This is a genomic window from Rhizobium sp. AAP116 (genome assembly GCF_001295785.1).
GTDB lineage: Bacteria > Pseudomonadota > Alphaproteobacteria > Rhizobiales > Rhizobiaceae > Allorhizobium.
In genome coordinates, this window is sequence record NZ_LJIB01000007.1 from 345,568 (window position 1) to 358,435 (window position 12,868).

A 12,868-nucleotide genomic window follows, 5' to 3' on the forward strand; every position below is an offset into this window, starting at 1 on the left:
ACCGATGAACATGCACCTGAACCGCCCCCCTCTGACGATCAGGCTTTGCGGCCCGCGCGGCTTCTGCGCCGGCGTCGATCGCGCGATCCAGATCGTCGTGCTCGCCCTCAAGCGTTATGGCGCGCCGGTTTATGTGCGGCACGAGATCGTGCATAACCGCTATGTCGTGGAGGGGCTGGAAGCCAAGGGCGCGATCTTCGTCGAGGAACTCGACGAGATCCCCGCCGAACATCGCCAGCAGCCGGTGGTCTTCTCCGCCCATGGCGTGCCGAAATCGGTGCCGGAGGATGCGGCAAGCCGCAACCTCTTCTATCTCGATGCCACCTGTCCGCTGGTCTCCAAGGTCCACAAGCAGGCCATGCGCCATGAGCGCCTTGGCCGCCATGTCATCCTGATTGGTCACGAAGGCCATCCGGAAGTCATTGGCACCATGGGCCAGCTGCCGCCGGGAAGCGTCTCGCTGATCGAAACGGTCGAGGATGCGGATGCCTACGAGCCCGCCAATCCCGACAATCTCGGCTATGTCACGCAGACGACGTTGTCCGTTGATGACACGGCAGGCGTCATCGCCCGCCTCATGGAGCGCTTCCCCAACCTGACGGCGCCCTCCGCCGATAGCATCTGCTACGCGACGACCAACCGCCAGGAAGCCGTAAAGCAAGCCGCCCCCGGCTGCGATCTCTTCATCGTCGTCGGCGCTCCCAATTCGTCGAACTCGAAGCGCCTCGTCGAAGTCGCCTTGAGGGCAGGGGCGACGCGCTCGATGCTGGTCCAGCGCGCATCCGAAATCGACTGGTCCGAAATCGGCGAGATCGGAACGCTCGGCATTTCCGCCGGCGCCTCAGCGCCTGAGGTCATCGTCGACGAGATCATCGATGCCTTCCGCCAGCGCTTCGATGCCAAGGTCGAACTGGCCATCACCGCGGAAGAAAACGAACATTTCCTCGTTAACCGCGAATTGCGCGATGTCGAACTGACACGAGAGGATATGGCCTGGGTCAATGGCTGACCTGCCGCGCAGTCTGAAGTTTTGAGTGCCTCCTGCAGCGCAAGTCTCCGAAGCTCGCCATGAGATTCGATGGCCTGATGGCTGAAACAAGATCGCGCTCGCAACTGGCCGGCTCACAGGCGCGGCTAGCCACCAACAGCATAGATAAGGGCCGGCTGGCGGAAACTTTCGACTGCGCCTTTGGCAAGAAGCAGATTGCCGCCAAGACCAGAACCGGCCGACTTCTGCAACTCCGCGCGGACTAGCTTGAACACGGACGTCAGAGCCCGTTGACGCGGAGGGGTTTGCCGATCGTTCCAGCATTGTTGATGCATCTCAGCGCATCCTCTTTCCGCATCGGCCGACCATACAGATAACCCTGGCCTTCCTGGCAGCCGATATCGCGCAAGACGCTTTCTTGTTCGGGGCCCTCGATCCCCTCGGCCACCGTCCGCAAGCCCATTTCCGTGCTCATCGCGACGAGCGCGCGGGTAATTGCCGCGTCCGAGGTGCGCGTGCGAATGTCGCGGATGAAGCCTCGGTCAATCTTCAGGGTGGTCAGCGGGTAGCGCTGCAACGAACTCAGCGATGCAAAACCTGTCCCGAAATCGTCAAAGGCGACGCCAACGCCGATATCGCGGATCGCCTTCAGAGCCTGCACACTCGCGTCCGCATCGTTCAACGCCACCTCTTCGGTGATCTCCAGTTCCAGCCACTCCGGCGCCACCTGGTGGCGTTCCAGCGCATCGCTCACACGGTCGCATAGATGTGGCGACCGGAACTGTTGCGGGAAAAGATTGACGGCGATCCGGTATCGGCCGTCCTGCCGATTGAGGTCTGCCGCCACCTGGCAGGCCTCTTCGATGGTCCACCAGCCGATATCGCTGGCCAATGAGCTTTGCTCCAGGGAAGGCAGGAATGCGCCGGGCAAGAGGAGACCGAGGTCGGGATGGTTCCATCGGATCAGCGCTTCGAAACCGACCACTTTGCGCGTGCTCAGATCCACCTGTGGCTGGTAATAGATTTCGAGTTCATTCTTGTGCAACGCGCGGCGCAGCCGGTCGCGCATGTCGCGTTTGGCCTGGCTCTCGTTGCACATGGATGTCTCGAAGAACCGATAGGCACGACCGCCGGCCGCCTTGGCGCGGTAGAGGGCAAAATCGGCCGAGGCCAGCAATTCCTCGGCCTCACGTCCATGCGCAGGCGCAAGCGCTATGCCGATGCTCGCCCCCAGTTCCAGCTCCAGACCACCAAGGCTGAAGGGCTTGCGAAAGGCGTCGAGAATTCGCGCTGCCTCTCTTTCTGCAACGACCGGATCACCACTGTCGGCGAAGAGCACTGCAAACTCGTCGCCGCCGAGGCGTCCGATCACCGTCTTGTCGCCGAGCAGATAGGGCAGGCGCACCCCGACCGCTTGCAGGAGGCTGTCACCGACAAGATGGCCATGCATATCGTTGACGTCCTTGAAGCCGTCCAGATCCATCATCAGGAGAGAGCAGGCAGCACCCGACGACAGCTTTTCAGCAAGAACGGTCATGAATTCGTGGCGGTTTCGCAGGCCGGTCAGCGTGTCATGCGAGGCAAGGCGCATCAACCGCGCGTCGCGCTCGCGCCGCTCGGAGATGTCACGAATGGTGGCCCCGGCCCAGAATTCGCCCTCTGAAGTCCACATGGAAAGCGTGATCTCGATCGGAAATTCCGTTCCGTCGCTCTTCAGCGCGGACACTTCGACCGGTTTTCCCGCCAGCCCCGGCTTGGCGCCCGACGCAGCATTGGCCATGCCGGCAGAATGGGCGCCGCGCATGCGCTCAGGAATGATCATCGTGATCTGCCGGCCATGAACCTGCTCGGCTTCGTACCCGAACATGGCGCAGAAGGCGGCATTGGCGAAGCGGATGTTGCCTTGGCTGTCGACCACGATGAGCGCGAGGTTCATTGTCGCAGCAAAGTCATGTGCCAGGCGAGCAGTCGGAGGGAGATCCATTGCAACAGTCCCGCGTTGTTTCGGAAATGCTATCGGATCGATATTAGCAGTTCGTAAAGTGTTCGTCCAAGATCGGCACAGGGTGGGCATCTTGAGAAGTGTGCATCGGGTGTGTATAGTATTTAACATGAGGAGTTCAGCAGTTATCGCCGCGTTGAAAGCTGACGGGTGGTATGAAGTCTCCACCAAGGGCAGTCATGTGCAGTTCAAGCATGAGAAGAAGCCCGGCCGCGTCACTGTCCCTCATCCGAAGAGAGATCTGCCAATCGGCACCCTGAAAAACATCGAGAAACAGTCTTCGTTGAAGCTGAGGTGAGCTCATGCAGAATTTCATTGGCCTCATTCACAAGGATCCCGACAGCGATTACGGCGTCTCCTTCCCCGATTTCCCCGGTGTCGCCACGGCGGGTACGGATCTGGACGATGCACGCCGCATGGCGGAGGAAGCTCTGGCATTCCATGTCGAAGGCATGATTGAGGATGGTGAGGCCATTCCGGAGCCTTCGTCGCTCGAGGCAATCATGTCTGATCCTGGAAATAGCGATGCCGTGGCCGTTCTCATCCCGCTGAGAACCCCTGCGAAGAAGGCAGTCCGCGTCAACATCACTCTGGCCGAAGACCTCCTGCGTGCCATTGACGCCCATGCCGAGGCGCATGGTCTGACGCGCTCTGGTTTCTTGGCCAGGGCGGCAGAGCAGCAGATGACGAGCGACAACAATCCGAACAACATCCGGGGCTATGCGCTCTCAGCGTGACATTGCAGTCATGCGATCTCAGCACCTGTGAGTACCATTTCCTGTGCCCCGTGTCGCAGCAGGGCTGGCATGGGCGCCGCGCCCGTTATAGGACTGCTTTCATCCCCGAAGCGGCACGGAACCTCACGCTGTGGCAGTCTATACCGATATCAACGAAGTCGACCTCAAGGCCTTTCTGGCGCAGTATGATGCAGGCGAACTGCTCTCCTACAAGGGCATCGCCGAAGGCGTGGAGAATTCCAACTTCCTGCTGCACACCTCGAAGTCCCCGCTGATCCTGACGCTCTACGAGAAGCGGGTCGAAAAGTCCGACCTGCCCTTCTTTCTCGGCCTGATGCATCACCTCTCGGAGCGCGGGCTCAACTGCCCGCTGCCCCTGCCACGCGAGGACGGCGAACTGCTCGGCGAGCTCTCAGGCCGTCCGGCAGCGCTGATTTCCTTCCTCGAAGGCATGTGGCTGAGAAAGCCCGAGGCGCAGCATTGCCGCGAAGTGGGCGCAGCCCTTGCCAAGATGCACATCGCCGGCGAAGGCTTCGAGCTTACGCGTCCGAATGCCCTGTCGCTTGAAGGCTGGCAGCTGCTCTGGGCAAAGTCCGAGGCACGGGCCGACGAGGTGGAGGAGGGGCTGGAAGCCGAGATCGGCGCCGAGCTGGACTTCCTCTCGACCCATTGGCCGAAGGACCTGCCCGCTGGCGTCATCCATGCCGATCTCTTCCCGGATAACGTCTTCTTCCTCGGCGACACCCTGTCGGGCCTGATCGACTTCTATTTCGCCTGCAACGATCTCCTGGTCTACGACCTCTCGATCTGCCTCAATTCCTGGTGCTTCGAGAAAGATGGCGCCTACAACATCACCAAGGGCAAGGCGATGATCGAGGGCTACCAGTCGGTGCGCCCGCTGTCGGCCGCCGAAATCGAGGCCATGCCCATCCTCTGCCGCGGCTCCGCACTGCGCTTCTTCCTGACCCGTCTCTATGACTGGCTGACGACGCCCGCCGGAGCCCTGGTGGTCAAGAAGGACCCGCTCGAATATCTGAAGAAGCTGCGCTTCCACCGCGCCGTCACCAATGCCTCGGAATACGGACTGATTGCATGAAACATGTCGAGATCTACACAGACGGTGCCTGTTCCGGCAATCCCGGCCCCGGCGGCTGGGGTGCTGTGCTGCGCTACGGCGAAACCGAGAAGGAACTCTCGGGCGGCGAGGCCGACACCACCAACAACCGCATGGAACTGCTCGCCACGATCACTGCGCTGAATGCGCTGAAAGACGCCTGCGAAGTCGACCTCTACACCGACAGCAAATACGTGATGGACGGCATCTCCAAGTGGATCTTCGGCTGGAAGAAGAACGGCTGGAAGACGGCAGACAGGAAGCCGGTGAAGAATGGCGAGCTCTGGCAGGCGCTTGACGTCGCCAACCAGCGCCATAAGGTGAAGTGGCACTGGGTCAAGGGCCATGCCGGCCACCCGGAGAACGAACGCGCCGACGAGCTTGCCCGTAAGGGCATGGAGCCGTTCAAGAAGTCGGGCGGCTTTCCCAAGTCCCTGATGGTGAAGTGATCGAAGGGGCGAGGAGGGCGCCACGCATCATCCCCTTGCCCTTTCCCCTGTTGCCCCTATGCTCCCGTCAAAACAACATTCGGGAGACATCCATGATCCAGCACTGCGTGTTCCTGCGCTTCAAGGCGGCCGTCCAGGAGGCCGAGAAGCAGGCGATCTATGCGGCCATTGCCGATCTGAAGGACGTGGTACCGGGCATGCTGGAGGTGAAGGCAGGGGCAAATGTCTCTCCGGAAGGGCTGGCAGGCGGCTACAATGACGGCTTCATCGTCACCTTCGAGGACGAGATGGTCCGCGACTACTATCTGAAGCATCCGAAGCATGTCGAAGTCGGCGAACGCATCGTCGGCGCAACCGATGGTGGCCTGGCCGGCATCCTCGTCTTCGATCTGGCGCACTGACGCTTCCCAAGACGAGAAGAGGCCCGGTTTCCCGAGCCTCTCCAGTTCTAACAAATCTCTTGATGGCTCAGGCGCTGAGCTGCTCGATCATCGTGGCGGCAGAGGAGACCGTTGCCTGGCCCGGGTTCTCTTCAATGTTGAGGCTCTTCAGCACGCCATCCTCGATCAGCATCGAATAGCGCTTCGAACGTACGCCGAGCCCGCCGCCCGACAGGTCGATGTCAAGGCCGAGTGCCTTGGTGAAGGAGGCGTCCCAGTCGGCGAGGAAATGGATCTTGCCCTGGCCACCCGAATGCTGAGCCCAAGCGCCCATAACATGCCAGTCGTTGACGGAGACGACGGCGATGTCGTCGACGCCACGCGCGATCAGCGCATCACGGTTTTCCAGGTAGCCCGGCAGGTGGTTCAGCGTGCAGGTGGGGGTAAACGCACCCGGAACGGCGAAGACGACGACCTTCTTCCCCGCAAACAGCTGTTCCGTGGTGATCTCCACCGGACCGTCAGCGGTCTTTTCCTTGAAGGTGGCCTGGGGCAGCTTGTCGCCAATGGCAATGGTCATGAAATCGTCCTCGCTTGGTTGCTCCATCCAGAACCCCTCCGAATGGCAATCGAGGCGAATATAGGAATGGGTCAATCAAAGGCAAGCGTGGTTTCCATGGCGCGGTCGCCGCTGATCACGAGAATTCCCCAGTGCTTGCCGGCAATCTTGTATTTCTTCGGCAGCTTGCCGATCGGCAATGTCAGAACCGTCTCGCCATTGGCGCCTCGGGAGGCGACGGAATCGACGAAGACATGGCCGCTCGGCCCGCTGACAAAGGCCTTCGGACTGTCGGCGCCAGCTGGCATCTTCAGCCGCACGACGAGCTCTCTGTGGCCGGCTCCCAGCTGGTGGTCGATGACGTGAAAGTCGGGAGACGGACCTGGCGGCACCTGGGCCTGGGCCGAGCGGACGAGGGCGGTTTCGACGGCATTGGCGATCCCGTCTGCGTCTGGCGGCACGCTGAGATCGGCCTGGAAGGGGATGCAGATGTTTTGGCAGACTCCGACAAAGGCACTCAGCGTCACGCCGGTGTCATCAGGCGCATTCTTCAGGCGGAGCGGCAGGGTAACAGGTTGGTCATAGCCGACATCGGTCATCTCGTCGTTTGAGAGGACCTTCGGCACGGGAAAACCGATAAGCTCCACGGTGTAGGACGCGCCCGGCTGAGGCGTGACTGCGGGCGGAATGCCGACATCGCCGGGCTCTTTCCAGTAGGTGATCCAGCCCGGTTTGGGCTCGATCACGAGCGCGCCGTGTCGCGTCCCGTCTGCCTCCTGGGGCAGCAGGATCAGGCGCATCCGTCCGCCTTCGTTCACCGCCCAGTCGCTGCTCGCCGCCAGCGCCGGCATGGCGGACACGAGCGAGAACAGGCCAAGGGCTGCTGCAACTACCGATGCGCGGCTGCTGCGAGAAAAGCCTCGGAGATGGGAACAAGACATCGCTGGGTTCATTTTGGAGATCATGCCTCCGGCTCTAGAAGATCGCTGTCGGCTTGGCCAGTCACGCTTGTTTCATGCCAATCATTTTGGGTTGATCGGAACCCGCTTCTGGCCCATCTTGAATGGGAGACTACATCAGAACCACGCGTGAAGCCGATTGCCGATAAGGCGAACTAAGGAGGCGGGCATGGCATTGTCGTCGAAAACCGATCTGAGAGAACGCGGCTTCCTCGATGGACAGCTGCTGATTGCCATGCCGGGCATGCCCGATGGCAACTTTGCCCGCGCGGTCGTCTATATCTGCGCCCATTCCGATGCCGGTGCCATGGGCTTCATCATCAACCGCTCGCAATCGGTGACCTTCGCGGATCTCCTCCTGCACCTGGAGCTGATCGACCGCAACGACGCGATCATGCTGCCCGATCACGCCCGCCATTTCCCGATCCAGTGCGGCGGCCCGGTCGAGCAGAACCGTGGCTTCGTGCTGCATTCCGACGATTATCTGTCGGACAGCTCCATCCCCGTCAGCGACGACATATCGCTGACCGCCACGCTCGATATCGTCCGCGCCATTTCGGACGGGCGCGGTCCCCGCCACGCCACCATGCTGCTCGGTTATGCCGGCTGGGGCCCCGGCCAGCTGGAAGAAGAGATCGCCCAGAACGGCTGGCTGCATTGCGCGGCCACCGAAAGCCTGATCTTCGACCGCAGCCTGGAGAACAAATACGACAGGGCACTCGCCTTGATGGGGATCAATCCGGCCATGCTGTCGATGGAGGCGGGGCACGCCTGAGGGCCAGGCGTCCTGGAGTTTTTCCTCCCGTTAGTTGCGAGAGCCTGTGCCTCTCTGCCGATGATAGGTCAAAGCCGCACTCAGGCAGAATAGCAACGGCGTCTGAGGTATTGTGCGGTCGGCAGGGATCACAAGTGCACGGTTTCCCTCGAACTTGAAATCTGCAGGAAATGCAGTGCGAGCCATGGCGATGAGGCTTGTCTTGCAGTTGAATAGCACCGCGCTGTCCTGGGGCGCCTCTCTGGTGGCGCCCAGCCGGATGGTGGTGCCGCTTCGGCTGAACTCGGTCAGGTAGGCGGGCTCGCCCCATTTGAGCGTTTCCGTCAGTGGGCCGACATTTCCGATCTCTGCCGCGACCGTGAAGATCAACTGGCGGATCTCGAGGAGACGCCCCCGCACATGTTCCGAGTGGCTAGAGAGTGCGCGGTAAACGGCGTCCGGCACGGGCGGCACAGTCATGGCGCGGCTTTCAGCGGCAGGTGAATGTCTGTGCGCAGTTCCGCTTGCGGCACGTGACGCGGGTCGCTGAGATAGCCTTCGAAGATTGGCGCATCATCCGGCTCGTAACCGGAGGCGGGCAACCAAGTGCCAAGCAGCCAGCGATAGGCACCCCGCATGTCGGCATAGGGGCCCTTATAGCTGAGCTTCGCATAGCATCCGCCGCGCAGAACCGTCTCCACCAGCGGCGCATCAATGGCAACCGGATTGGCTATCGGCATGCAGGCCCGCGACCGCAGGGCGTGCTCTGGCCCGAAATCGGGATCGTCGAAAAACATGCCGATCATGGCAGGCTCCTCCGGTAGAAGAGATCGCTGGACAAGTTCGGCAAACAGTTTGCCCATGGCATGGTCGATCTTCATGTAGGACCCTGTGTGATCGATCCCGGCGCAGCGGCGCTCCGGCAAGGTCTCCACCGTCACGGGAAAACCGCGGCCGTCGCTGGCCATGCTCGCGGCCTTGAAAGCGGCGTGCGAGCCCATCTCGCGGTAAGCAGTCGGGCTCGTACCGAAGGCCTCCTTGAATGCCCGCCCGAAGCTGTCGGCAGAGCTGTAGCGGGCGCGCCGGGTGATGGCCTGAATATCCGCATCGGAATTCGCGAGTTGATCAGCCGCACGCTGGAGCCTCAGCCGCCGGATCGTGGCGACAATCGTCTCTCCGCGCATGGCTGAATAGATGCGGCTCCAATGATAGGACGAAAGGCAGGCGACGTCCGCCAGACGGTCGAAAGAGAGATCATCGTCCAGATGGGTGTAGATGTAGTCGAGGACCCGATCGAGACGGTCGTGATAAGCTTTCTGGCGATGCATGAGAACTCTCTGGCGTGATTGAAGTCGTCTGAAATCTTGCACGATCCCGACCGATAAATCCTGCGGAACTGGCCCATGCTTTGTCGTCGGCCCCAGTTGCAAGGCTTGCATCTCTCCACCTGAGAGGTCAATGTTCCGAGCGTCTGGCCATCATGCCCAGATCACAGTGAGGCCCATCCATGCCTGCCGTCGAGATCCTCTTCGCTTTCTTCCTCACCACGACCGTCTTCGCCTTCATCCCGGGGCCCGCCATGCTCTATGTCGCGGCCCGCACGCTGGCTGCGGATCGCCGCGCGGGCCTGATGGCGACGCTTGGCATTCATGTCGGATGTTATGTGCATGTGGTTGCCGCCGCCGCAGGCCTGTCCATCCTTTTCCACCTGGTCCCCACGCTCTATCTCGCGGTGAAGCTCGCAGGCGCTGCCTATTTGATCTATCTCGGTGTCCGCATGTTCCGTGCCGCCCGCGCGGCTGGTGGCATGAGCGGCGCACTGCCGCCCGCAAAATCAGCAGGCCGTGCATTCCTGGAGAGCATGCTTGTTGAAGTACTCAACCCGAAGACGGCGATCTTCTTCCTGGCCTTCCTGCCGCAGTTCATCGATGCGACGGCAGGCCTTCCAGTCTGGCTGCAGTTCCTGGTCCTCGGCACGCTGGTCAATGCGATGTTCACCATCGCCGATATTGTCTGCGTCCTGGCGGCCGGCGCGATCACCGCGCGTCTATCACAGGTCTCGGCGCTGCAGCGCAATCTGCAAAGGGCAGGGGGCGCGATCCTCGTCGGGCTGGGCCTCCAGGTCGCCTTCCAACGCACGTGAGGCCCTTCCGCCTCACGCCCGCTTCATCAGCGGAAACCGTTCCTTGAGCAACCTGAGCACCGATTCCGAACCCAGCGGCGGGCCGAAGAGATAGCTCTGGCCGAAGTCGCAGCCCATCATCGCAAGGTCTGCGGCGTCCTGATCGGTCTGGATGCCCTCGGCCACCACCTGCATGTCGAGCCCGCGCGCCATCGAAACGACGGAGCGCAGAAGGACGGATCGCTTGTCCGACTGGTCGCAGACCAGCGCCTTGTCGAGCTTGATCGTGTCGAAGGGGAAGCGGGTGAGATAGGCAAGCGATGAATAGCCGGTGCCGAAATCGTCGAGCGCCAGGCTGATGCCGGTGTCCTTCAGCTTTTCCAGCATCAGGCGCGCCTGTTCCGGATTTTCCATCACGACGCTTTCGGTCAGCTCCAGCTTGATCCGCTTCGGATCGCACTGGGTCTTCACCAGCATGGCGCGGATGTCGTTGTAGATCTCGCTCGAGATCAGCTGCGCCGAAGAGAGGTTGACCGAAACGAAGATCGGCAGTTCGCCCGTCTGGCGTTCCCAGTCCATCAGGTCACCCGATGCGCGCTCTAGTGCGAACATGCCGAGCGGCTCGATCAGGTCGGACATCTCCGCGATCGGGATGAACTCGGTCGGCGAGATGTTGCCGCGCTTCGGATGATCCCAGCGCATCAGGGCCTCGAAGCCGGCGATCTCGCCATTCGCAAGCCTGACGATCGGCTGATAGGCCATCGACAGCTCCTTGCGCTCGATGGCGCGGCGGAGATCCGTCTCCAGCTGTAGGCGGTCGGTGCTGACGGTGCGGAAGGCCGGACGGAAGGGCTCGACGCGATTGCCACCTGATCGTTTCGCCCGGTACATGGCAAGCTCCGCGTCGGCGAGCAGGCTGGCCGCGCTCTCTTGCTGGTCGACCCAGGACACGAGGCCGATCGAGGCTGTCAGGCTGATCTCGCGATTGGCGAAATTCAGCGGCACCATGATCGCCTTGGAAATGGCATCCGCAAAGTCGGCGATCTTGGCCGGATCCTTTTCCGACACCAGGATCAGCCCGAACTCGTCGCCGGAAAGGCGCGCCAGCGTATCCTGCGGCTTCAGGAGCCGGCGCAGACGACGTGTGATGGCGATCAGGATGTTGTCGCCGGCCGCGATGCCAAGCGCGTCATTGACCTGCTTGTAACGGTCGATGTCGATCGCGAGTACGGTAGGCCGCACGCTCTCTGATGTCGAGGCAAGCGACAGGATCGCCTGCAGCCGGTCGAGGAAGACCTCGCGGTTCGGCAGGCCCGTCAAATTGTCGTGCATGGCATCGACCAGCAGCCGGTCGATCGAGTTCTTCTGCTCGGTGACGTCGATGATCGTGCCGACGCAGCGGATGACCTCGCCGTTCGAGCCGAGCACCGGCCGCGCACGGATCTTCAGCCAGTGGAAGTGCCCATCTTCGGCACGAATGCGGAATTCGTGACTGAGCCGGCCCTTGCGATGTTCGAGCAGCACGTCGAGCGTCGCGCGGAAACGGTCGCGGTCGTCGGGATGCAGGCGCGGCAGCCAGTTGCGTGCCGGACCATGCATGGTGCCGGGCGACAGGCCGAGACGTATCGAAACATCAGGGCTCGTCACCACGCGGTCGCGCGCCACGTCCCAGTCCCAGACTGTGTCGCCGGAACCTGTGAGCGCCAGCGACTGGCGTTCGAGGTCTGAGAACAGACCCTGCTGATAGGCGCCGCCGGCAAACGCGTGCTGCATGACCGTAAAACCGATCAGGAGAACGATGAGAACCAGACCACCGCCAAGCGCCGGCTGGATGATGTCGTTGTCGAGCTGGCCGGTCACGGTCAGCCAGCCCGCGAAGAGCCAGACCAGGATCAGGGCCCAGGTCGGCACCAGAAGCACGGCGCGGTCGTAGCGATTGAAGCCGAGATAAATGATCAGCCCGATGCCGACGACGCCGGTCAGTGCGAAGGAGACGCGCGCAATGCCGGCAGCAATCGATGGGTCGAAGATCGCCACGCCGAAGAGCACGGTAAGGCCGAGCATCCAGGCAAGCGTCGCGTAGCCCAGATGCACATGCCAGCGATTGAGGTTGAGATAGGTGAAGAGGAAGATGACCAGCGACGAGGCAAGCGCCACTTCCGCTCCGGCGCGCCACATTCGGATGTCGGACGAGGTGAGCGAGATCAGCTTTTCGAGGAAGCCGAAGTCGACGCAGATATAGGCGAGAACCGCCCAGGCAAGCGCTGCCGCGGCCGGCAGCATCGACGTTCCCTTGACCACGAAAAGGATCGTCAGGAACACCGCGAGCAGACCGGCAATGCCGAGCACGATACCGCGATAGAGCGTGAAGGCGTTGACCGTGTCCTTGTAGGCGTCCGGCTCCCAGAGATAGATCTGCGGCAACTCCGGCGTCGCGAGCTCGGCAACAAAGGTGATGACCGTGCCCGGATTGAGCGTAATGCGGAAGACGTCGGCATCGGGGCCCGGCACGCGGTCGAGCGCAAAGCCTTCCGATGGCGTGATCGCCATGATGCGCTGGGAGCCGAGATCCGGCCAGAACATCCTGGAACCGGAAAGACGGAAATGCGGTGCGACGATCACGCGCTCCAGCTGTTCTTCCGAGACATTGGCGAGCGCAAAGACAGCCCAGTCGCCCTGATGCTCCTCGGAGCTCGAACGCACCTCGATGCGCCGGCGAATGCCGTCGGCACCGGCGGCGGTCGAAACCTGGAAGGCCTCGCCCTGGTTCGTGTAGATCTCGGTGGTTGCCGTCAGGTCGAGGG

15 protein-coding genes are annotated in these 12,868 nt (G+C 61.9%); 9 read left to right on the forward strand and 6 right to left on the reverse strand.

What is annotated here, in order from left to right; all coding sequences use genetic code 11:
• Positions 1-4: 4 nt before the first annotated feature.
• Entirely contained in the window at positions 5-1,009 is a 1,005-nt protein-coding gene (gene ispH / locus IP85_RS07055; protein WP_054148952.1) for a 4-hydroxy-3-methylbut-2-enyl diphosphate reductase, read from the forward strand.
• Positions 1,010-1,086: 77 nt separating this feature from the next.
• Positions 1,087-1,254, forward strand: a complete 168-nt coding sequence (locus IP85_RS07060; protein WP_153761662.1) for a hypothetical protein — start codon at positions 1,087-1,089, stop codon at positions 1,252-1,254.
• Between the two features lie 14 nt (positions 1,255-1,268).
• Here the strand turns inward: IP85_RS07060 and IP85_RS07065 are convergent, their stop codons facing one another.
• Positions 1,269-2,972: an EAL domain-containing protein gene (locus IP85_RS07065; protein ID WP_245280819.1), complete on the reverse strand. Its 1,704-nt coding sequence runs from the start codon at positions 2,970-2,972 to the stop codon at positions 1,269-1,271.
• Positions 2,973-3,099: 127 nt separating this feature from the next.
• Between IP85_RS07065 and IP85_RS21900 the strand changes: the two genes are divergently transcribed.
• The 5 genes from IP85_RS21900 to IP85_RS07090 all read left to right on the forward strand — a co-directional run bounded on the left by IP85_RS21900 (position 3,100) and on the right by IP85_RS07090 (position 5,691).
• Positions 3,100-3,288 (forward strand): type II toxin-antitoxin system HicA family toxin, encoded by a 189-nt coding sequence (locus tag IP85_RS21900; protein ID WP_082347610.1) that lies wholly within the window; start codon positions 3,100-3,102, stop codon positions 3,286-3,288.
• A gap of 4 nt (positions 3,289-3,292) precedes the next feature.
• On the forward strand, positions 3,293-3,727 hold the full coding sequence (locus IP85_RS07075; protein ID WP_054148955.1) for a type II toxin-antitoxin system HicB family antitoxin: 435 nt from the start codon (positions 3,293-3,295) through the stop codon (positions 3,725-3,727).
• 130 nt (positions 3,728-3,857) lie between these two features.
• On the forward strand, positions 3,858-4,823 hold the full coding sequence (locus IP85_RS07080; protein WP_054148956.1) for a homoserine kinase: 966 nt from the start codon (positions 3,858-3,860) through the stop codon (positions 4,821-4,823).
• The gene (rnhA, locus tag IP85_RS07085) at positions 4,820-5,290 is read left to right on the forward strand and encodes a ribonuclease HI (RefSeq protein WP_054148957.1); all 471 of its coding nucleotides are present in this window, start codon (positions 4,820-4,822) and stop codon (positions 5,288-5,290) included. The genes IP85_RS07080 and rnhA overlap by 4 nt, the downstream gene beginning before the upstream one ends.
• 92 nt (positions 5,291-5,382) lie before the next feature.
• Positions 5,383-5,691: a Dabb family protein gene (locus tag IP85_RS07090; RefSeq protein WP_054148958.1), complete on the forward strand. Its 309-nt coding sequence runs from the start codon at positions 5,383-5,385 to the stop codon at positions 5,689-5,691.
• A gap of 67 nt (positions 5,692-5,758) precedes the next feature.
• Here IP85_RS07090 and IP85_RS07095 read toward each other — a convergent pair whose 3' ends face one another.
• The gene (locus tag IP85_RS07095; RefSeq protein WP_054148994.1) at positions 5,759-6,250 is read right to left on the reverse strand and encodes a peroxiredoxin; all 492 of its coding nucleotides are present in this window, start codon (positions 6,248-6,250) and stop codon (positions 5,759-5,761) included.
• A 71-nt stretch (positions 6,251-6,321) separates the two neighbouring features.
• Positions 6,322-7,170, reverse strand: coding sequence for a protein-disulfide reductase DsbD domain-containing protein (locus IP85_RS07100; protein WP_245280820.1), 849 nt, complete (start codon positions 7,168-7,170; stop codon positions 6,322-6,324).
• Between the two features lie 187 nt (positions 7,171-7,357).
• Here IP85_RS07100 and IP85_RS07105 point away from each other — a divergent pair, with 187 nt between their 5' ends.
• The gene (locus IP85_RS07105) at positions 7,358-7,963 is read left to right on the forward strand and encodes a YqgE/AlgH family protein (RefSeq protein WP_054148959.1); all 606 of its coding nucleotides are present in this window, start codon (positions 7,358-7,360) and stop codon (positions 7,961-7,963) included.
• A 30-nt stretch (positions 7,964-7,993) separates the two neighbouring features.
• Here the strand turns inward: IP85_RS07105 and IP85_RS07110 are convergent, their stop codons facing one another.
• Positions 7,994-8,422, reverse strand: a complete 429-nt coding sequence (locus IP85_RS07110; RefSeq protein ID WP_054148960.1) for a DUF1801 domain-containing protein — start codon at positions 8,420-8,422, stop codon at positions 7,994-7,996.
• On the reverse strand, positions 8,419-9,270 hold the full coding sequence (locus IP85_RS07115; RefSeq protein ID WP_054148961.1) for an AraC family transcriptional regulator: 852 nt from the start codon (positions 9,268-9,270) through the stop codon (positions 8,419-8,421). Before IP85_RS07115 ends, IP85_RS07110 begins: the two co-directional genes overlap by 4 nt.
• 179 nt (positions 9,271-9,449) lie before the next feature.
• Between IP85_RS07115 and IP85_RS07120 the strand changes: the two genes are divergently transcribed.
• Positions 9,450-10,085 (forward strand): LysE family translocator, encoded by a 636-nt coding sequence (locus IP85_RS07120; RefSeq protein WP_054148962.1) that lies wholly within the window; start codon positions 9,450-9,452, stop codon positions 10,083-10,085.
• A 12-nt stretch (positions 10,086-10,097) separates the two neighbouring features.
• On the opposite strand, the gene IP85_RS07125 is transcribed toward IP85_RS07120, so the two are convergent.
• Positions 10,098-12,868 (reverse strand): EAL domain-containing protein (locus tag IP85_RS07125; protein ID WP_054148963.1); only part of this gene is annotated, 2,771 nt, incomplete at its 5' end.

Bases quoted from the DNA above. Each gene is read 5' to 3' on its own strand.
- IP85_RS07090 (WP_054148958.1), top strand. From the start codon at position 5,383: ATGATCCAGCACTGCGTGTTCCTGCGCTTCAAGGCGGCCGTCCAGGAG.
- IP85_RS07120 (WP_054148962.1), top strand. From the start codon at position 9,450: ATGCCTGCCGTCGAGATCCTCTTCGCTTTCTTCCTCACCACGACCGTC.
- IP85_RS07095 (WP_054148994.1), bottom strand. From the start codon at position 6,250: ATGACCATTGCCATTGGCGACAAGCTGCCCCAGGCCACCTTCAAGGAA.
- IP85_RS07115 (WP_054148961.1), bottom strand. From the start codon at position 9,270: ATGCATCGCCAGAAAGCTTATCACGACCGTCTCGATCGGGTCCTCGAC.
- IP85_RS07100 (WP_245280820.1), bottom strand. From the start codon at position 7,170: ATGTCTTGTTCCCATCTCCGAGGCTTTTCTCGCAGCAGCCGCGCATCG.
- IP85_RS21900 (WP_082347610.1), top strand. From the start codon at position 3,100: ATGAGGAGTTCAGCAGTTATCGCCGCGTTGAAAGCTGACGGGTGGTAT.
- IP85_RS07060 (WP_153761662.1), top strand. From the start codon at position 1,087: ATGGCTGAAACAAGATCGCGCTCGCAACTGGCCGGCTCACAGGCGCGG.
- ispH (WP_054148952.1), top strand. From the start codon at position 5: ATGAACATGCACCTGAACCGCCCCCCTCTGACGATCAGGCTTTGCGGC.
- IP85_RS07075 (WP_054148955.1), top strand. From the start codon at position 3,293: ATGCAGAATTTCATTGGCCTCATTCACAAGGATCCCGACAGCGATTAC.
- rnhA (WP_054148957.1), top strand. From the start codon at position 4,820: ATGAAACATGTCGAGATCTACACAGACGGTGCCTGTTCCGGCAATCCC.
- IP85_RS07105 (WP_054148959.1), top strand. From the start codon at position 7,358: ATGGCATTGTCGTCGAAAACCGATCTGAGAGAACGCGGCTTCCTCGAT.
- IP85_RS07065 (WP_245280819.1), bottom strand. From the start codon at position 2,972: ATGGATCTCCCTCCGACTGCTCGCCTGGCACATGACTTTGCTGCGACA.
- IP85_RS07110 (WP_054148960.1), bottom strand. From the start codon at position 8,422: ATGACTGTGCCGCCCGTGCCGGACGCCGTTTACCGCGCACTCTCTAGC.